At 69.8% G+C, this 18,140-nt stretch carries 21 protein-coding genes, 1 tRNA gene and 1 other RNA gene; 11 read left to right on the top strand and 12 right to left on the bottom strand.

From position 1 onward, the window contains the following. Positions 1 to 103: 103 nt before the first annotated feature. Positions 104 to 952 (top strand): HNH endonuclease, encoded by an 849-nt coding sequence (locus NQ165_RS00680; RefSeq protein WP_257530295.1) that lies wholly within the window; start codon positions 104 to 106, stop codon positions 950 to 952. Between the two features lie 180 nt (positions 953 to 1,132). On the opposite strand, the gene NQ165_RS00675 is transcribed toward NQ165_RS00680, so the two are convergent. Then, positions 1,133 to 1,205, bottom strand: a tRNA-Lys gene (locus tag NQ165_RS00675). Between the two features lie 92 nt (positions 1,206 to 1,297). On the opposite strand from NQ165_RS00675, the gene NQ165_RS00670 reads away from it, so the two are divergent. From NQ165_RS00670 to NQ165_RS00660, 3 genes are all read left to right on the top strand, one after another. Then, on the top strand, positions 1,298 to 2,134 hold the full coding sequence (locus NQ165_RS00670) for an inositol monophosphatase family protein (protein WP_374940919.1): 837 nt from the start codon (positions 1,298 to 1,300) through the stop codon (positions 2,132 to 2,134). Between the two features lie 23 nt (positions 2,135 to 2,157). Next, on the top strand, positions 2,158 to 2,748 hold the full coding sequence (locus tag NQ165_RS00665) for a hypothetical protein (protein WP_257530291.1): 591 nt from the start codon (positions 2,158 to 2,160) through the stop codon (positions 2,746 to 2,748). A 108-nt stretch (positions 2,749 to 2,856) separates the two neighbouring features. Further along, a complete protein-coding gene (locus NQ165_RS00660; protein WP_257530289.1) occupies positions 2,857 to 3,021 on the top strand; it encodes a hypothetical protein in 165 nt (54 codons plus the stop codon). Between the two features lie 60 nt (positions 3,022 to 3,081). Here NQ165_RS00660 and NQ165_RS00655 read toward each other — a convergent pair whose 3' ends face one another. Beyond that, positions 3,082 to 3,909, bottom strand: a complete 828-nt coding sequence (locus tag NQ165_RS00655; protein ID WP_257530288.1) for a hypothetical protein — start codon at positions 3,907 to 3,909, stop codon at positions 3,082 to 3,084. A gap of 164 nt (positions 3,910 to 4,073) precedes the next feature. On the opposite strand from NQ165_RS00655, the gene NQ165_RS00650 reads away from it, so the two are divergent. Both NQ165_RS00650 and NQ165_RS00645 read left to right on the top strand, forming a co-directional pair. After that, positions 4,074 to 4,316, top strand: a complete 243-nt coding sequence (locus NQ165_RS00650; protein ID WP_257530286.1) for a hypothetical protein — start codon at positions 4,074 to 4,076, stop codon at positions 4,314 to 4,316. A gap of 80 nt (positions 4,317 to 4,396) precedes the next feature. After that, entirely contained in the window at positions 4,397 to 5,062 is a 666-nt protein-coding gene (locus NQ165_RS00645) for a DUF1345 domain-containing protein (RefSeq protein ID WP_257530284.1), read from the top strand. 22 nt (positions 5,063 to 5,084) lie between these two features. Here NQ165_RS00645 and NQ165_RS00640 read toward each other — a convergent pair whose 3' ends face one another. Continuing rightward, positions 5,085 to 5,312: an RNA-binding S4 domain-containing protein gene (locus tag NQ165_RS00640; RefSeq protein ID WP_257530282.1), complete on the bottom strand. Its 228-nt coding sequence runs from the start codon at positions 5,310 to 5,312 to the stop codon at positions 5,085 to 5,087. Positions 5,313 to 5,446: 134 nt separating this feature from the next. Next, positions 5,447 to 5,817: a transfer-messenger RNA gene (gene ssrA / locus NQ165_RS00635) on the bottom strand. A 154-nt stretch (positions 5,818 to 5,971) separates the two neighbouring features. Here ssrA and NQ165_RS00630 point away from each other — a divergent pair. Beyond that, entirely contained in the window at positions 5,972 to 6,628 is a 657-nt protein-coding gene (locus NQ165_RS00630; RefSeq protein ID WP_257530280.1) for an SIMPL domain-containing protein, read from the top strand. Positions 6,629 to 6,658: 30 nt separating this feature from the next. Here NQ165_RS00630 and smpB read toward each other — a convergent pair whose 3' ends face one another. The 8 genes from smpB to prfB form a co-directional block, all read right to left on the bottom strand. After that, complete coding sequence (gene smpB, locus NQ165_RS00625; protein WP_257530278.1) at positions 6,659 to 7,135, bottom strand: SsrA-binding protein SmpB; 477 nt, start codon at positions 7,133 to 7,135, stop codon at positions 6,659 to 6,661. A gap of 82 nt (positions 7,136 to 7,217) precedes the next feature. Continuing rightward, positions 7,218 to 8,132, bottom strand: coding sequence for a permease-like cell division protein FtsX (ftsX, locus tag NQ165_RS00620; RefSeq protein WP_257530276.1), 915 nt, complete (start codon positions 8,130 to 8,132; stop codon positions 7,218 to 7,220). Next, positions 8,129 to 9,382, bottom strand: coding sequence for a cell division ATP-binding protein FtsE (gene ftsE / locus NQ165_RS00615; RefSeq protein ID WP_257530274.1), 1,254 nt, complete (start codon positions 9,380 to 9,382; stop codon positions 8,129 to 8,131). Before ftsE ends, ftsX begins: the two co-directional genes overlap by 4 nt. 88 nt (positions 9,383 to 9,470) lie before the next feature. Then, positions 9,471 to 10,370 carry an anti-sigma factor gene (locus NQ165_RS00610; RefSeq protein WP_257530272.1) on the bottom strand — a complete coding sequence of 300 codons (900 nt, stop codon included), beginning with the start codon at positions 10,368 to 10,370 and terminating at the stop codon, positions 9,471 to 9,473. Further along, entirely contained in the window at positions 10,357 to 10,947 is a 591-nt protein-coding gene (locus NQ165_RS00605) for an RNA polymerase sigma factor (protein ID WP_257530270.1), read from the bottom strand. Before NQ165_RS00605 ends, NQ165_RS00610 begins: the two co-directional genes overlap by 14 nt. Beyond that, entirely contained in the window at positions 10,944 to 11,567 is a 624-nt protein-coding gene (locus tag NQ165_RS00600; protein WP_257530268.1) for a class F sortase, read from the bottom strand. Before NQ165_RS00600 ends, NQ165_RS00605 begins: the two co-directional genes overlap by 4 nt. A 22-nt stretch (positions 11,568 to 11,589) precedes the next feature. Further along, the gene (locus NQ165_RS00595) at positions 11,590 to 12,411 is read right to left on the bottom strand and encodes a DUF4397 domain-containing protein (protein WP_257530266.1); all 822 of its coding nucleotides are present in this window, start codon (positions 12,409 to 12,411) and stop codon (positions 11,590 to 11,592) included. Positions 12,412 to 12,525: 114 nt separating this feature from the next. Continuing rightward, complete coding sequence (gene prfB / locus NQ165_RS00590) at positions 12,526 to 13,635, bottom strand: peptide chain release factor 2 (protein WP_257530264.1); 1,110 nt, start codon at positions 13,633 to 13,635, stop codon at positions 12,526 to 12,528. Positions 13,636 to 13,661: 26 nt separating this feature from the next. Here prfB and NQ165_RS00585 point away from each other — a divergent pair, with 26 nt between their 5' ends. The 4 genes from NQ165_RS00585 to NQ165_RS00570 all read left to right on the top strand — a co-directional run bounded on the left by NQ165_RS00585 (position 13,662) and on the right by NQ165_RS00570 (position 18,118). Next, positions 13,662 to 14,954 (top strand): MFS transporter, encoded by a 1,293-nt coding sequence (locus NQ165_RS00585; RefSeq protein WP_257530512.1) that lies wholly within the window; start codon positions 13,662 to 13,664, stop codon positions 14,952 to 14,954. Positions 14,955 to 15,198: 244 nt separating this feature from the next. After that, a complete protein-coding gene (locus NQ165_RS00580) occupies positions 15,199 to 16,560 on the top strand; it encodes an HNH endonuclease signature motif containing protein (RefSeq protein ID WP_257530262.1) in 1,362 nt (453 codons plus the stop codon). A 113-nt stretch (positions 16,561 to 16,673) separates the two neighbouring features. Beyond that, the gene (locus NQ165_RS00575; RefSeq protein WP_257530260.1) at positions 16,674 to 17,450 is read left to right on the top strand and encodes a methionine ABC transporter ATP-binding protein; all 777 of its coding nucleotides are present in this window, start codon (positions 16,674 to 16,676) and stop codon (positions 17,448 to 17,450) included. Further along, on the top strand, positions 17,447 to 18,118 hold the full coding sequence (locus NQ165_RS00570) for a methionine ABC transporter permease (protein WP_257530258.1): 672 nt from the start codon (positions 17,447 to 17,449) through the stop codon (positions 18,116 to 18,118). Before NQ165_RS00575 ends, NQ165_RS00570 begins: the two co-directional genes overlap by 4 nt. Positions 18,119 to 18,140 lie beyond the last annotated feature (22 nt).

Genomic DNA, 18,140 nt, shown 5'->3' with positions numbered 1-18,140 from the left:
TGAGGCGTCGTAGATCCCCGCTGTCGTTGATCGGTCCGAGGCGCGTGAGCCGGTCAGTGCAATTTCGTTGCGGCGTGATTTCCCCTGATGTCAAGCTATGCGCATGTCGAGCGACCCAGGTCGGAACATCCCGGCCCCGATCAAGCGCCAAGTCCGTCAACGCTGCGGTTTCGGTTGTGTCATCTGTGGCGACTACCCGTACCAGTACCACCACATGATCCCGTATGCGGTTGACCCTGCACATAAGGAAGAGAACCTGACTCTGTTGTGCGACAAGCATCACAAGAAGGTGACGAATCGCCTTCTGACGGACGCAACTGTCTCGGCCCACAATGCTGACCCCTACAACCAGCACCGCGACGTGACGAATCCCGATCCGCTCGATTTCAGCGGCGCGGTCGCCACGATCTCGATGGGTTCCTGCGAGTTCATCGCTGAGCGTCGTGATTTTGTCGCGTTCTCTGTCGATGCTCAACCGATCATCGGGTTTCACTATGTGGATGACCGCTACATGCTCTGTGCAGACCTACGGGATGAGCAGAACGTACCCCTGATCACAATCGTCGATAACGAGCTGACGCACACGACCAAGGCATTCGACGTCGAGCGAATCGCGAACCGGCTCATCCTCCGTGACCGGCCGCGGAGGGTGTCCATCGAGCTGGAGTTTGATGCTCCGTCGCGCGTGACGGTGACTCGGGGTCAGTTCTGGATGAACGGCGTCCGAGTTTGGATCGATGATCGCGCGATCCGAATAGACGATGAGGCGGCGATCATCGATTTCAACCGGTTTCGTAACATCCCGGTCGGTGTCTCGGTCGGCCGTCAGATCCCCGGCACCGTCTCAGCAATCGCGCTTGATGGAGGGTGGCGGCCGCAAGGCTCGATGGACGCTGTCATGGACGCCGTCATGGACGCGCTGCGTGACTTCAACAGCCGCCATCGTCAGTAGAACCCGGCCACGCGCAGACACGACATCCAGCAGGACGCCCTCGCGCCAGACGTTTCGGAACCGTGCAACGTTCGCGGATCGCGCCAAAGGGATGGGTCAAAACGCGGTGAAAACGCGGGATTGACTGCGGCAGAGAAAAGAAGAAGCCCCGCACACTGGCGAGAGTGTGCGGGGCTGCCGTGCACCCCCTGGGACTCGAACCCAGAACCCACTGATTAAGAGTCAGTTGCTCTGCCGATTGAGCTAGAGGTGCAGATTCGCACGGGGCGAACCGAGGAGCAACGTTACCATCCCGACACCGCACTTCGCCAATCGGGCCCTCTCCGCCCCGGTATCGTTGTGGTCGTGCCTCCCGCCTCCCCGACCTCGCCATGGTCGACGCCGTTCGACGGCGACCTCGCGGAGGACCTGGCTCTCGCCCTGCGGCTGGCCGACGCCGCCGATGCCGTCTCGATGGCGCGCTTCGACTCCCCCGACCTCGACGTGCAGACGAAGGCCGACGCGACGCACGTGACCGAGGCCGATCTCGCCACCGAGCGCGCGATCCGCTCGCTCCTCGAGCTCGAGCGCCCCGCCGACGGCGTGTTCGGCGAGGAGTACGGCACCAGCGGGGATGCCGCCCGCCAGTGGATCATCGATCCGATCGACGGCACGGCGAACTACCTCAAGGGCATCCCGATGTGGACGACCCTCATCGCGCTCGCGGTGGACGGTGTGCCGCGCGTCGGCGTGGCCAGCCAGCCGGCGATCGGCCGGCGCTGGTGGGCCGCGACCGGCCTCGGCGCCTGGACCGACTCCCCCGACGGCGCGGCCCGCCGCCTGTCGGTCTCACCGGTCGACCGCATCGATCGCGCCAGCGCCAGCTTCCAGAGCATCTCGCAGTGGGATGACGCCGGCCACCTCGACGCCCTGCTGCGCCTCTCGCGGGCGGTCTGGCGCGACCGCGGCTACGGGGATGCCTGGCCGTACATGCTGTTGGCAGAGGGCCGCCTGGAGTTCGTCGCCGAGTTCGACGTCAAGGAGTACGACATCGCCGCGCTGGTGCCGATCGTCACCGAGGCCGGCGGACGGTTCACCGCATTCGACGGTACCGAGTCGATCGCCGAGCGCTCGTCGCTCGCGACGAACGGCGTCCTGCACGACGACTTCCTGCGCCTGCTGCACCCCCCCACCACCCCCTGACACCACGACCGACGGAACCCCCGATGCCTTCGCCGCGCCTGCTCTTCACCGCCGCCCCGCTCCTGCTCGCCACCGCGCTCGCCCTCACCGGGTGCAGCGGGGCCGCCGCCGAGCCCGAGACGACCTCCACCCCCGCCCCCACGGTCGGAGCCGGGGAGACGATCGTGCCGTCGGCGGAGCCGGAGCCCGACGACACCCCCCAGGCGGCCCCGCCGACCCCGACCTGCACCGAGATCGTCTCCGCCGCGACGATCGCAGGGTTCGAGAGCGTCGGCTGGACGCACCGCGAGGAGCCGTTCCGCATCGGGTCGATGGTCGTCGAAGACGGCATCCAGTGCTCGTGGGCCGATTTCGCCGTCCCCGGCGGACCCCTGCAGGTCTTCGGATGGGCTCCCCTCGAGGGCTCGGACGCGAAGGCAGCGCAGCGGGATCTCACCGCGGCCGGCTGGCTGCGCGAGAGCGGCGACGAGGGCGTGTACATCACTGAGAACCCGCAGATGGCTCTCACCCGCGACGAGGACGGGTACGGGATGACCTACCTCTTCGGCGACGGCTGGGTCACCCTCGCCGACACCAAGCAGAGTCTCGTGCTCGTGGAGCGACCGCAGGCCTGATCGGCGCACCTCCGGCTTCCCCCGTCATCGCCGCCACGCGCTTGTCAATCCGGTGACGTCGGAGCCCAGCGGGGCGTAGGTTGGCATCTCCGACGGAGGGAGACACACATGGACAGCAACGCTTCGGCCGACCAGAACACGGACGGCGAGGGCACGACCAAGCCCGGCGGGCTCGGCCAGGACGGCACCATCCCCGCCAACCCCGATGGCGTCGCAGCTGGGGTCACGGACGAGGCGTCGACCTTCGAACCGGAGGAAGACGAGCAGGCCTGATCGTCCGCAGGACACAAGGAAACCCCCGGGAGGACCCCGGGGGTTTCCTGCTGCCGGCGCTCAGCCAGCGGGGAAATATGCCGCGTCGCCCGCGATGCCGGGCTTGACCGCGATCAGATCGCCCTCGGACGCGTCGACCGGGGCGAGGAGCGCGACGTTGCCCGTGCGGGTCTCGCCGCCGACCAGGGGCCCCGCCGTGCCCAGTCCGTCCGGCACGGTCACAGTGGCCACGTCGGTGGGTTCCCCGCCGGCCGGGAGATAGTCGGTGACGACGAACGAGGGGTACTCGCCCTCGTCGGCGTCGCCCGTGTAGGTGACGGTGAGGTTGGCGAGGACGTACTCATACCCCTCGGCCGGCGGCGCGTTGACGGCGTTCTCGGCGAGCACCGCATCGGTCTGTCCCGCCGTGACGCTGTTGACGGCGATGTCCCACTCCGCGAAGGCGACGGTCGTCCCCCACGGCAGCGGCTCGTCGCGGGAGGTCTCCGCCACCGCGACGACATCCCCGGTGCGCGCAGTCTCCGGCTCCTCGGATGCCTGGGTGACGGCGAAGCCGACCATGATGAAGAAGGCGATGAAGCCGATGATGGTGCCCACCGCCGAGGTGATGAGCGCGGCGATGCCGAGCGCTTTGCCCTGCCCCCTGCGGAACAGCGAGACGATTCCCGCGACGAAGGCGATCGGCAGCAGGATCCAGCCGACGAACATGATGCCGGGGATGCAGGCGAGCACCGTTCCCACGACGGCGGCGATGAGCGCGGCGAGCCCCAGGACGTTGAGCGGACGCCCGCCCGGGGTCGGGGCGGGATCAGCGGGACGGGTCTGGTGAGGCGGAGGCGTGGGCGCACCGATGGTCGGCGCCTGCCCCTCGGGATGGGGAGAAGTCATCCCTCCACTCTGTCAGCGACGGTCGAGGCCGACCGAGGGTTGCGCCAGCGAGGGGATCACCGCGATACTCCTCCCCCGCGCGGCGGAGCCGTGCGTGCGCACCCGACCGTCGGGGCGTGTCAAGTCCCTCTGCAGGCTGTCGCCTGCGAGTGCACAGTGGCCTCATGACTTCTGAGAACACCGGCCTGTCCGAGCCCGACGCCGTCCGCAAGGACATGTCCTACAGCCCTGCGAGTGAGACCGAGACGCAGCGCAAGCAGGAGGACCCCCTCCCCGACACCATCGACGACGAGATCGACGCCGACCAGGTGGTCGTGGCCCCCGGTACCGGCGGGCCCGATGACGCCGGCGAGGTCGAGGTCGACCCTGCCGACCTCCACATGCCGGGGCGGCCCGCGCAGGACTGACGCGTCGGCACGGGTCACGGCGCGTTCCCGCCCCTGTCCGCTCCCCCTGCTGAGGGCTAAGGTCCTGGCAGGCGAGAGGAGTGACGGTGGTGGATGCGGCATCCGACGGCCGCGGCCCCTGGCATCGCGCCGGCGCCCGCGTCGCGGCGACCTTCACGCTGCTGGCGGTCGTGACGGCCCTCACCTGGCTCCTCGGAGCCCCGCTCATCGCGCCCGCCGTGGGGTGGACGGTCGCAGCCGGGACCTACGCGGTCTGGTCGTGGATCGCTGTCAGGGGGATGGATGCCGAAGCCACCGCCGCCCATGCGACCCGAGAGGATCCGACGCGGCGAACGGGCCACACCCTGCTGATCCTCGCCAGCATCGCGAGCTTCGGAGTGATCGGCGTGCTGCTGGCCGAGAGCGGCCGCGCCGGCGGCGCGGAGACGATCTTCCTCATCGCAGCCGGCTTGATGACGGTCACCGCCTCGTGGTTCCTGATCCACATCCTCTTCATGCTGCGCTACGCCGCCACGTACTATCTCGCCGGCGGCACCGGCATCGACTTCAACCAGAGCGAGCCGCCGTGCTATCGGGACTTCGCCTACCTCGCCTTCACGCTGGGCATGACCTACCAGGTGTCCGACACCGATCTGACGAGCCACGAGATGCGCCGCGAGGCGCTGCGGCACGCCCTCCTGTCCTTTCTCTGGGGCGTGGTGGTGCTGGCGACCACCATCAGCCTCATCACCAACATCGCGACCTGAGCGCGAAGGGTACGACGGCCTTCTACCGCGCGACGCGGACGCGACGCTCTTCGAAGCCGACGACGTCGCCGATCTGCAGCTGCCGTCCGCGGCGGCGGTCGACCTCGCCGTTCACCGTGACGTAGCCGTCGATGATGGCTTCCTTCACGTCGCCGCCGCTGTCGAGGACGCTCGCGAACTTGAGGAACTGGCCGAGGCGGATGGATTCCCCGCCGATCGAGACGTCTTCGACCGCACCCGGATTGCTCATCGTCCCATGCTAGGCGACGGGCCGGTGCCCAAAGAGTGTGACCGTGAGCGGCGGAGGCCACCCCCTACCAAAAGAAAAGAGGCTCAGAGCCCGCGGGGTTCCGCGGGCTCTGAGCCTCTTCCGTGACAACGGTCTGGTGGAGATGGGGGGAATCGAACCCCCGTCCATCGCTGGGATACTGCGTTTTCTCCGGGCGCAGTCTGTAGAGACGTTCTGCTCGGCTCCGACCTTTGTCACAGACACCTAAGTCGACGAGCCCAGTCTGGAAAAAGTCCCGCGTGACGTCCAGACGCCGTCACACAGCAAGATCCCTAGATGACGCCAGGGTCCGTGTCGGGATCACACACGGTCTGACGGACTATCGGGCTCGCTTACGCAGCGAGGGCGAAGTCAGTGCGCTTGGATTCGGCACTTATTGGTTTTGCAGAGATCGTTAACGAGATAACCCTGCATCCTCGGCCCGCTTCTCGCAGAGACTCAGGCGATGTCGAAACCGATCATCCCCGTGAATCCCTCTTTCGAAGGAACCGCTGTCACGCTGTGGAGTTGCCAATCGGATGCCGAAGCACCCGAGCATCTCAGACTATAACGGATGCCACCCCCACACCATTCCGCGGCGCCCGGGAACCGCGTGCGAGGCGTCCGCGTAGAGTCTGTGCATGAGCGACGTCATCATCTCCGTCCGCGGCGAGCACGAGCGCCGGGTGGCCCCCGAGCACGGCGTGGTCAGCCTCAACGTGACCACCGAGGGCCCCGACCGGTCGGAGGTCGTCGGTCGCGTGACCGCCTTGACCGAGCCGCTCACCGCCGCCCTCGACGCCGGACGTGCGGAGGGCCGCATCGTGGAGTGGTCCAGCGGCCGTGTGACGGTGTGGACGGAGCGACCCTGGAACGACGGGCAGCGTCTCGCGCCGGTCCACCACGCCAGCGTCGAGCTGTCGGTGACCTTCGACGACGCCGCACTGCTGTCGACCTGGGTGACCGACACCGCGGAGCGCGACGGCGTGCAGATCGCCGGTGTCGACTGGCAGCTGACGCCGGCGACGCGGGGGGCGGTCGAGCGCGACGTGGCATCCGAAGCAGTCGGTGTGGCCGTGGACCGCGCGACGGCCTACGCCGCAGCGCTGGGGCGCGGCACCGTCACGCCGCTGGAGGTCGCCGATGTCGGCCTGCTCGTCACGCCCGACCACGCCGACTCACCGCGGATGATGCGCGCGTCGTTCGCCGTCGACGAGAGCGCCGGCCCGGCTCTGCGCCTGCAGCCCGAGGACATCGTCGTGAGCGCAGCCGTCGAGGCACGCTTCAGCGCGCACTGACCGGCGCGCCGCACACCCGGCCGCTCTCGGTCAGTCGCCCAGACGGTTGCGCGAGCGCATGGCCCGCTCGGCCTCGCGCTTGTCCTCGCGCTCGCGGATCGTCTGGCGCTTCTCGTACTCGCGCTTGCCCTTCGCGACCGCGATCTCCACCTTGGCGCGGCCGTCGGAGAAGTACAGACGCAACGGCACCAGCGTGTAGCCACCCGCCGAGACGGCATGGGAGATCTTCACGATCTCGTCCTTGTGCAGCAGCAGCTTGCGGGTGCGCTTGGACGCGTGGTTGGTCCAGTGGCCCTGCGAGTACTCCGGGATGTGCACGGAGTCGAGGAAAGCCTCTCCCCCGTCGATGTACGCATACCCGTCGGTGAGATTGGCGCGACCCTGCCGCAGCGACTTCACCTCGGTACCGGTGAGCACGAGGCCCGCCTCGTACGTCTTCTCGATGGCGTAGTCGTGGCGCGCGCGACGATTGGTCGCGACGACCTTCTCCCCGCGTTCCCTGGGCATGATCACTCCTCTTGGTCAGCCGCGACGGGCGCGCGACAGCCCACCAGCATAGCGGGTTCGAGAACGGGCCCGTCCGTGGAGGCTAGGTGCGCAGCCAGCGACGGATGGCGAAGCCCGCCGATCCCGCGGCGAGCACGACGCCGATCAGGATCACGATGGGCAGCACGACGGCGGCATCCCCGAGGTTCACCCAGGTGGTCACGAACTCGACCCGGCCGCGCAGGTAATCGTTCACGCCGAACTGCACCCCGGCAATGATCGTGGCACAGGCCAGCAGGGATCCGATGAACGCCGCAAAGACGCCCTCGAGGATGAACGGCGTCTGGATGAACCGGTTCGACGCACCCACCAGGCGCATGATGCCGAGCTCTCTGCGCCGCGCGTAGGCCGACAGCCGGATCGTCGTCGCGATCAGCAGCACCGCGGCGACCAGCATGAGCGCGGCGATGCCGACGGCCAGGTACGTCGCAACGGTGAGCGCTGAGAACAGCGGGTCGAGGTACTGCAGCTGGTCGGCGACCTCTTCCACGCCGGCCATGCCGCCGAAGGCCTCGATCATGACCTCGGACTGGGTCTGGTCGACCAGGTTGATCCAGAAGGTCTGGTTGAGCTGATCGGCGGTGACGATGCTGGCGTAGTCCTCCCCCAGCAGGTCGATGACGTTCTGGTACGCCTCGTCCTGCGTCTCGAACCGCACGTCGCGGATGAGAGGGCTCAGCGCCGGGCTGTCGAGCTTCTCCTGCACCTGCGCGACCTGCTCCTCGCCGGCCACGCCCTCGACGCACGTGGGGGCGAGGGAGTTGCCGGTGCACATATACACGGCGACCTGGGCACGGTCCACCCAGTAGTCCTGCATCTTGCCGATCTGCATCTGGATGAGCATCGCGGCGCCGACGAAGGTCAGCGAGACGAAGGTCACCAGCACGACGGAGATGACCATCGACACGTTGCGGCGCAGGCCGGACAGCGCCTCGCCCAGGATGAGGCCCATTCTCACGAGGTCGGTCCCACTTCGTCGTCTGCGGTGCGTCCACCCAAGCCCAGCCGGTCGGCGAGGCCGAGTTCGTCGAGCTCCACAGGAGGCAGCTCGATCGTGACGGGGTTCGTGCGGGTCGGCGGCTCGACCGGCGCGGCCCCCGCGTCGGATGCCGGAGAGTCGGCGGATGCCGCGGCCGTCTCGGCCGGCGTCGCGAGGGCGACGGAGGCGGTCGGCGCCGACTCCTGCGTGGCTTCGCGCGCCTCGGTCGCCCGCGGCTGCCGCACCCGGCGGTCGGAGGTCTGCGTGGGCGTCTGATCGCCCGCGGGAACCGTGGGCGTGACGGGGGTCGTGGACGTGGCGGGCGTCACGGGCGTGACGCCTGCGGCGGCGGCAGCGGCGGGCTGGGCCGATGCGGCAACGTCACCCCGCGCGGCCGCGCGAGCGCGGTCCGTCGTGCCGGTGAACGGCGTGGCCTCCCCGCCCGCGGTGCCGATGATCTCGCGCTGCAGCTCCAGCACCGCGGTGAGGGCGGCGACGGCCGCCGCGCCCTTCTCCTGAGCGGGCTGCAGCGTGGGGATGTCGGAGATGTCGCCGTAGCCGCCGTGCCGCTCGTCGCGCACCATGACACCACCCCGCAGCTCGATGACACGTCGCTGCATCTGATCGACGAATCCGGCCTCGTGGGTGGCCATGACCACCGTCGTGCCACCGGCGTTGATGCGTGCCAGCAGCTGCATGATGTCGACGGAGGTGGCGGGGTCGAGGTTTCCGGTGGGCTCGTCGGCCAGCAGGATCTGCGGCCGGTTCACCAGCGCACGGGCGATGGCGACGCGCTGCTGCTCACCGCCGGAGAGCTCGTGCGGCAGCCGCTTCTGCTTGCCCTCGAGGCCGACGAGGGCGAGCACCTCGGGCACGGCCTGCTGGATGAACGCCCGAGACGACCCGATCACCTGCAGGGTGAAGGCGACGTTCTGGAAGACGGTCTTGTTCGGCAGCAGCCGGAAGTCCTGGAACACCGACCCGATGTGGCGGCGGAAGTAGGGCACCTTGCGGTTGGACAGGGTGCGCAGGTCGCGGCCGAGCACGACGACGCGGCCCTCGCTGGGGCCGTCCTCGCGCAGGATGAGCCTGAGGCACGACGACTTCCCCGAGCCCGACGCCCCCACGAGGAACACGAACTCGCCGCGCTGCACCTCGAAGTCGACATCGTTGAGAGCGGGTTTCGTGGTGCCGCGATAGCGCTTCGTGACGTTCTCGAACCGGATCATGACCCACCGAGCCTAAGCCGAGTGGATGCCGCAGCCGCGCGCGACACCCGCAGGTCACGGCATCCGTGCTGCGGGTGTCGCAGGCGGTTCAGGCGGGCTGCAGCGCGCCGCGCACGATCGAGTCGCCGGAGTGGGCGGGGTTGCCGTCCTCCTCCTCCTGCGAGATGTCGACGAGGCGGAACGTGTCGAGGTCGACGTCGGCCGGCACATCGAACTCGCCTTCGCGTCCTTCGAGCACGCCCAGGCTCACGAGATCGGAGCCGTCCTCCGCGATCAGCCACACCTCTCGGTAGCCGTCGTCGGGCACGGATGCGTCAAGGCTGACCACCACGCGATTGTGCCCGTCGACGTCCTCCAGCACAGCAGCGCCCACCGCGCCCTCGTGACCGGGGAAGCCATCGAGGGTCGCCTCGGCGACGATCCTCGGAGTGCGCGCGGCGTCCACCGAAGCCCAGACACCCACCACGACCGCGACGGCTGCGAAAGCACCCACCAGGGCGAGCAGGATCGGCAGTCGCCGGGATCGGCGGGGTGCACGGCCCCCGGCGGACGGCCGCGCGGGTGGCCGGTCGCCGGCCCGCGGCATCCTGTCCGCCCGGCGGGTGGTGTGCGCGGCCGCGGTCCCCTGCACGCCGGAAGCGGTGTGGGCTGACTCGGAGGGCGTGACGGCGTCCGCGTGCGGCGCGGGCTCGTCGGCGTGCGCGACCGAGGGCGTGTCGACGTGTGCAACCGGCGCCGCCGGAGAAGCCGTGGGGCCGTGCGGGGTGATGCCCACTTCGGCACTGATGGCCTCCCACACCCGCGGGGGCGGCGTCAGCAGCGGCTCCTGGGCGAAGGCGCCGCGGGCGGCACCCGCGGCCATCGCGAACGCCGCGATCTCGTCGGCGCACTCGGCGCAGCCTTCGAGGTGCTCGAGGTCCTGCGCCGACACGGCGTCGGTGTCGCCGATCGCGATGAGGGCGGCGACGTCGGGGTCAAGGTGCGACATCTGCGGCCTCCAATCGTGTGCGCAGTCTGACCAGACTTCTTCGGATGTGACTCTTCACCGTACCCAGCGGCATGGCGAGCCTTTCGCTGATCTGCGAGTGGGTGAGATCGTCGAAGAACGCCAGCCTGATCACCTGTTGCGCATCCGGATCGAGATTCGCGATCTCCTGCGCGATCATCAGGGTGTCCTCCACGTCGACCGGTTCGACCTCGGGGACGAGGGCCTCGGACATCGCGGCCTGTTCCAGACGCGCGGTACGTGACCGCGCCTCGTGCGCGTCGGCGATGCGGCGGCGCGCGATGCCGACCAGCCATCCGGGGAGGTTGCCCCGGTCGGGCCTGAAGGACTCACGAGAGGTCCAGGCGGACACGAAGGTGCGCTGGGTGACGTCTTCCGCCTCGGCCAGGTCTCCCAGTGACCGCACCGCGATCGTGTAGACCAGCCGGGACCAGCGGTCGTACATCTCCTTCAGCGCCTGCGGATCGCCGGCGCCATACCTTCTCGCGAGGTCGCCGTCGTCTTCGATGTGCCTCTCCTTCCGCACGTCGCGGCCGGCGGCATCCTTGACGAAGGTCATGGCGACGCTCGGGCGACGAGCACAACGTTATCGCTGTACGTGCGTGTCTGCTCATCGAAATCACCACCGCACGTGATCAGGACGAGGCTGCGCGGACCGTCGCGGTCGAACAGCTCGTCGACGGGCAGAGCCGCCCGGGGGATGTAGGTGACGCTCTCGACGGTGTAGGAGCTGGTGGCCCCCGCCGCGTCGGTGACCTGAACGGTCTGCCCCGGCTGGGCCTCGCGCAGCCGGGCGAGCGGACCGATGCCGTAGACGCGGGAGTCCACGTGGGCGGCGATGACGGTGGTCCCGTCGTCGTCACCGGGCGCCGACCCGTATCGGTACCAGCCACCCACGGCCGGGTCGGTGGGGATCTCCATCGAGCCGTCGTCCTGCACGCCGACCGGCGCCACCGGCATATCGACCTGCAGATCCGGCACGACCAGCCGTTCCGGCGCGGCACTGCCCTCCTTGACGGGCGGCGGCGTGGCGGCGGTGACGGGAACGTCGACCGCAGCGGTGGGCCGCGGCGTCTCGCTGGGAGCCGCCACGGAGGGCGGAGCCGAAGCCCCGCCCTCCGCGTCGGGGGGTGAGCAGGCCGCGAGAGCCGTCATGGCCGTCAGAGCTACGACGAGCATCAGCCCTCGCGACGCCTTCATGTCAGCGGCGCTTGGCCGTGGCGGTACGCACAGCCACGACGGAACCGGCCGCCAGTGCCAGCAGCAGTCCACCACCGAGGGCCATGGTCCACACCGGCTGGTTCTCGGCCACGAGGCCCGCAGAACCGGTGTTCACGCCACCGGGGTTCGAGTGCAGGCCGGTCACGGTCTGCACGGCGAGGGCGAGGTTGCCGTCCTCAGCGCTGCCCCACGCGTAAGCAATCGTCAGCACGCCTTCCTGCACGTCGACGTCTGCCGGGCCGATCACCGGGTCGGTGGTGCCTTCCAGAGCGACGGCGGCCGAGACCACACCCGCGGGGAGGTTCAGCGTCGCCTCTTCGGGGTTGACCAGGCCGGTCACGACGGGCGAGCCGCCGGCGAGGATGTCCACGGCCGGGGCGGCTGCCACGTGGCGGACGGTCAGGCGACCTTCGCCGGGTGCGGTCGGGGCGGTGTCGTTGGTGAACAGCGTCGCGGAGGGCTCGCCGGCTTCGGTGAGGTGCGCCACCGCGGTGTAGCTCTTGTTCGCCTCGAGCGTCAGGGTGATCGGACCGAGCACGGGCGCCGAGTCGTCTGCGGCATCCGTCGCCGTCAGCGCGACCTCGTAGTCCCCGGCGGGCAGGTCCAGCGGACCGGCGAGGTCGCCGGGCTGGAAGTCGTCGAGCGTGAGCTCGCCGTTGACGTACACATCGACCGGTGTGTCGGGGATGCCGTGAAGTACCGACAGGTCGGCCGTGGTCTCCGAGATGGCGTACGCCGGGGAGAGCGCCGCGAAGGCGGCGAGTGCGCCGACCACCACGCCGGCTGAGAGTGTCTTACGCACGAGGAACTCCTTCTGCTGTTGCGCGACCGTTTCGCGCTTCACAGAGGTATTCCGCCCGGACGTCCCGTTTGGATGCAGCTGAATGAAAAAACTTCCTCAGCGCATCCGAGGGGGTCAGTCCTCGATCTTGCGCTTGCGCCAGCGGATGCCGGCCGCGATCAGCCCGTCGAGGTCGCCGTCGAACACGGCCGCCGGGTTTCCGACCTCGTAGCCGGTGCGCAGGTCCTTCACGAGCTGCTGACCATAGAGGAAGTACGAGCGCATCTGGTCGCCCCAGCTGGCGGTGATGGTGCCGGCCAGCTCCTTCTTCTTGGCCGCCTCCTCCTCGCGCTTGAGCAGCAGCAGGCGGGTCTGCAGCACGCGCATGGCGACCGCGCGGTTCTGGATCTGGCTCTTCTCGTTCTGCATCGACACGACGATCCCGGTCGGGATGTGCGTGATGCGCACGGCCGAGTCGGTGGTGTTGACCGACTGGCCGCCGGGGCCGGACGAACGGAAGACATCCACCCGGATGTCACCCTCGGGCACGTCGACCTCCTTGGCCTCCTCCATCACCGGGATGACCTCGACGGCGGCGAAGCTGGTCTGGCGCTTGTCCGCCGAGCCGAACGGGCTGATGCGGGCGAGGCGGTGCGTGCCGGCTTCGACCGACAGCGTGCCGTAGGCGTAGGGGGCGTCGACTTCGAACGTGGCCGACTTGATGCCCGCTCCCTCGGCGTAGGAGGTGTCGAGGATCTTCACGGGGTACTTGTGACGCTCGGCCCAGCGCAGGTACATGCGCAGCAGCATCTCGGCGAAGTCGGTCGCGTCGTCGCCGCCGGCGCCGGAGCGGATCGTGACCACCGCGGCGCGGTCGTCGTACTCGCCGTCGAGCAGCGTCTGCACCTCGAGCTGGCCGATGACGTCTTCGAGCTCGGCGAGCTCTTTACGCGCCTCATCGGCGGCGTCCTCGTCGCCCATCTCCGTCGCGAGTTCGACGAGCACGTCGAGGTCGTCGAGCCGGCTCTCGATGTCGGTGATGCGCTTCAGCTCGCTCTGGCGGTGGCTGAGGGCGCTGGTGACCTTCTGGGCCTTCTCGACGTCGTCCCAGAGGTTCGGGGCGCCGGCCGCTTCGGAGAGGCGCGCGATCTCCGCGGTCAGCGACTCGACGTCCACCACCGCCTGGATGTCGGAGAAGGTGGAACGCAGCGCCTGGATGTCGGCGGACAGATCGAGTTCAAACATCACCCTCCAGACTAACGTGGATGCCGATGACTCACGGCGAAGACGATCCCCGCATCGCCGCAACGCTCTGGCGTCTGGCGCCGATGATCTACGGCCCGACGGTGCTGTTCGCGCTGGGCGAGGGCGCGGTCCTCCCCCTGCTGCCCATCTTCGCCGCCCAGCTGGGAGCGGATGTCGCCACGGCGGCCCTCGTGGCATCCGCCCTCGTCGTCGGCCAGCTGTGCGGCAACATCCCCGCCGGGTGGGTGGTCGCGCGATTCGGTGAGCGCGTCACGATGACGCTCGCCGGCACCCTGTCGCTGGGAGCGGCGGCCGCGCTGCTCGTCGCGCCGAGCCTCGTGACGCTCGCCGCGGGCGTCTTCCTCGTCGGCTTCTGCGCGGCGGCGTTCGGGCTGGCGCGCCACTCGTTCATGACCACGCGGGTTCCGCTGGCCTTCCGCGCGCGGGCGCTCTCGCTGCTGGGCGGCACGTTCCGGCTCGGCATGTTCATCGGCCCGTTCGTCGCGGCGGCGCTGCTGGCGCTGTTCGGCGACGCCCATGCGACGATCTGGTTCTTCGGCGTATGCCTGGTCGCCACGGTGCTGCTCGTGCTGCTGGGACCCGACCCCGAGACCGCGCTGACCGGGCGCGGCGGAACGCGAGCCACGCGCCGGCCGGCTGCGGCAGACACCGGCGAACCGGTGACCGGCGCGGTGCCGGTGCCCGGGCGGGCCCCTCGGCCAGGGGTCTTCCGCACGATGTGGCGCCACCGCGGCGTGCTCGGCCGGCTGGGGATCGCGGCGGCGATGCTGTCGGCGATGCGCTCGGCCCGCCAGGTGGTGCTGCCGCTGTGGGGCGTGTCGATCGGACTCGACGCGCAGACCATCGCCTTGGTCGTGGGCGTCTCCGGCGCGATCGACTTCGCCCTGTTCTATGCCAGCGGCCAGGTGATGGACCGGTTCGGCCGCCTGTGGGCCGCGCTTCCGGCGATGGTGCTCATGGGCGCCGGATTCCTGGCGCTGTCCTTCACGCACGATGGTGATCAGGCGGCGATGTGGTTCGCGATGTTCGCCGCCGTGCTGGGCGTGGGCAACGGCCTGTCCAGCGGCATCCTGCTCACCCTCGGCGCCGACACCGCGCCGAAGGACGACCCGGCGCCCTACCTCGGGTCGTGGCGCACGCTGACGGATGCCGGTGGTGCGGCTGCGCCCCTGATCGTCTCCGCGCTGGCGACCTTCTCGCTGTCGGTCGCCGCCGGGGCGATGGGCGTGCTGGGCCTGGTCGGGGCGCTCGCCTTCGTGCGCTGGGTGCCGCGGTTCGTGCCGAGGGAGCGGGCGTGAGGGCGGGGATGGGGCGCGGCGGCGGTTCGGGCTGCTGAGGCGGTGCGGGCCGGGCTGAGGCGGTGCGGGCCGGGCTGAGGGCGCACGGGTCTGGGTCCGGGTCCGGGTCCGGGTCCGGGTCCGGGTCTGGGTCGCGTGAGCGCGCCTTCTCCCCATCCTCGACAGAGGATGAGTTGTCCACAATTTGCCTCTGACCGGGGATTCCCCGGATCAGAATGTCGGAGGCCCCCGGGAGAATGGATGCATGATCCTCTCCCCCGCACCGACCGACATCGCCGACGGCGACGTGTCCCTCGGCGCGGTGGTGGCACTGCTGCAGGACGCACGCCGCAAGGTCGCCGCCGCTCAGGCCGACGAGATCCGCCTGCTGGCGCGGGCGCACGCGATCGCCTCCGAGCAGACCGCCCGGGTCCCGTCCAGCGAAGGCCGCGAGCGCGAGATGCCGGCGCGGTCGATCGCCGCCGAGATCGCCGCAGCCCTGCGGCGACCCGACCGCGGCATGCAGAACCGCATGCACGACGCGGCGGGGCTCGTGTCGGGCTTCGCCGCGACCGTCGCGGCGCTGCACGCGGGCGCCATCGAGGTCGGGCATGTGCGGGCGATCCACGACGCCGGCGCCGGCATCACCGATCCCGAGTCGCGCGCCCGGTTCGAGCAGGCCGCGTTGGCCGTCGCCGAACGCGAGACGGTCGGGCGCGCCAAGCCGATCGTCGCCGTGCTCGCTGCGCGCATCCACCCCGTTCCGCTCGCCGAGCGCCACGTCCAGGCGGCAGCGCAGCGGCGGGTCTGGGTGCGCGACCTCGACGAGGGGATGGCCGAGCTGGTGGCACTGCTGCCGGCCGAGCTCGCGCACGGCATCCGTGACCGGCTCACGCAGCATGCCCGCGCACTGGTCGCGGCCACCCGGGAGCGCGCGGCGGACGTCGCCGTGGCTCGGGCGTGTCCGGATGACGAGAGCGGCGGCGCTTCCCTCGTCCCTGACACGATCGCGACCGACAGCCGCACGACCGACCAGATCCGCGCTGATGTGCTGACCGATCTGCTGCTGACCGCTCAGGCGACCTCTCCGGCGCAGACGGGAGCCCTCCCGCCCGGCGCCGCCATCCGCGCACGCGTGCAGGTCGTGATCCCCGCCGCGACGCTCTGCGGCGCCGGGGACGAGCCGGCCGAACTCGTCGGTTTCGGTCCGATCAGTCCCGCCATCGCGCGGCGGATCGCCGCAGGAACCGAGATCTGGGACCGCGTTTTCGTCTCCCCCACGACGGGGATCGTCGAACAGGTCGACCGCTACCGGCCGACGCCGGCGCAGCGACGCCTCCTCGACAGTCGCGACGAGCACTGCCGATTCCCCGGGTGCCGCCGCGCAGCGCGCGACTGCGATCTCGACCACACCGTCGACGCGGCGCGCGGCGGCCCGACGGCGCTCGCGAATCTCGCAAACCTCTGCCCGCGACATCATCGCCTCAAGCACGCCACTGCGTGGAGCGTTCAGCAGCTGCCGCACGGCGTCCTGATCTGGACGAGCCCCACGGGACGGGTCCACCCCGATGTTCCACGACGGGCTGTGGAGTTCGACGCTCGCTCCGCGGATCCCCCGCCTTTCTGAGCCGGCTCATGCGCTCCGCGGCCCGGCCCTCACGTCCCCGCGGGCACCTATAGTTGGACGTGGTACAGAAACCCATGCAACGGTGACCTGACGACGAGAGGCGACGCGAGGCGATGGCGGAGGATGAGGGCGCGATCGTCGAGTTCCGCCACACCACGAAGCGTTTCAGCACGCGGTCCGAGCATGCTCCGGCGCTTGAGGACGTCAGCTTCGCGATCCGCCGGAGCGAGGTGTTCGGCGTCATCGGCGAAAGCGGCGCCGGCAAGACCACGCTCCTCGAACTCGTCAACGGACTGAGCGCGCCCACCTCCGGCTCCGTCACCGTGCAGGGCATCGATGTCGCCGGGCTCGGGCGGTCGGGCCTGCGGAGGCTGCGACAGGACATCGGCGTCGTCTTCCAAGGCATCCACCTGCTCAGCAACCGGACGGTGCGCGCGAACGTCACCCTCCCCCTGCAGCTGGCACGGGGTCGCGCGGGCAGCGCCACGCGGGCAGAGCAGCGCCGAGCCGTCGACGACATCCTCGCGTTCGTCGGCCTCTCCCACCGGGCCGACCACTTCCCCGCGCAGCTGAGCGGCGGCGAGCGCCAGCGCGTCGGCCTCGCCCGCGCGCTGGTCACCCGTCCGGCGCTGCTGCTGTGCGATGAGCCGACCTCCTCGCTCGACGCCACGACGACGGCCGAGATCCTCCGCGTGCTGGCGGACGCCCGCGACACGTTCGGAACCACCGTGGTGGTGATCACCCATGACCTCGACGTGGTCAAGGCGATCTGCGACCGCGCGGCACTGCTGGAGCACGGGCGCCTGCGCGAGCTCTTCCCCGTGACCAAGACCGACTACCGCACCCTGCCCAGCTATCACGAGCAGGTCAGGCGGGAGCTGATGTCGTGAACGCGATCAGCGAGCTCCTCGCCGAGTACGGCGAGGACATCCTCGAGGCGCTCGGCGAGACCGGATACATGATGCTCGTCTCGACTCTCGCCGCCGTCGTGATCGGGTTGCCGCTCGGGATGGTCGTCTTCCTCACGCAGCGCGGCGGCATCGCCGAGAGCCGAGCCGTCTGGTCGGCGGCGAACATGTACATCAACATCGTCCGCTCCTTCCCGTTCCTGCTCCTGGTGGTCTTCCTCATCCCCTTCACCCGGGCGGTGATCGGCACCAGCTTCGGCACGCAGGCGGCCACCCTGCCGCTGTGCTTCGTCGCCGTCGCGATCTACGCGCGGCTGGTCGAGCAGATCCTGCGGGAGATCCCTCCCGGCATCTCCCGCGTGGCCCGGTCGATGGGCGCCACGGTGCCGCAGGCGGTGTTCCGGGTCTATCTGCCCGAGGCGCGGCCCGGGCTCGTCTACGCCCTCACATCCGCGGCGATCAGCCTGCTGTCGTACTCCACCGTGCTCGGCGTCGTCGGGGGCGGCGGCATCGGCGACTTCGCGATGCGGTACGGCTACCAGGAGTACAACGACGCCCTCATGTACCTCACCATCGCCGTCATCGTCGTCTGCGTGCTGACGATCCAGGCGATCGGCAACCGCACCTCCGTCCGGCTGGATCACCGGTGATCCCGGCAGCACGGGCACATCC

Origin of the sequence: Microbacterium sp. zg.Y1084, from assembly GCF_024623595.1 — a bacterium.
GTDB lineage: Bacteria > Actinomycetota > Actinomycetes > Actinomycetales > Microbacteriaceae > Microbacterium > Microbacterium wangruii.
The sequence above is the reverse complement of the archived record's forward strand: the minus strand, read 5'-3'. Positions and strand labels throughout refer to the sequence as shown.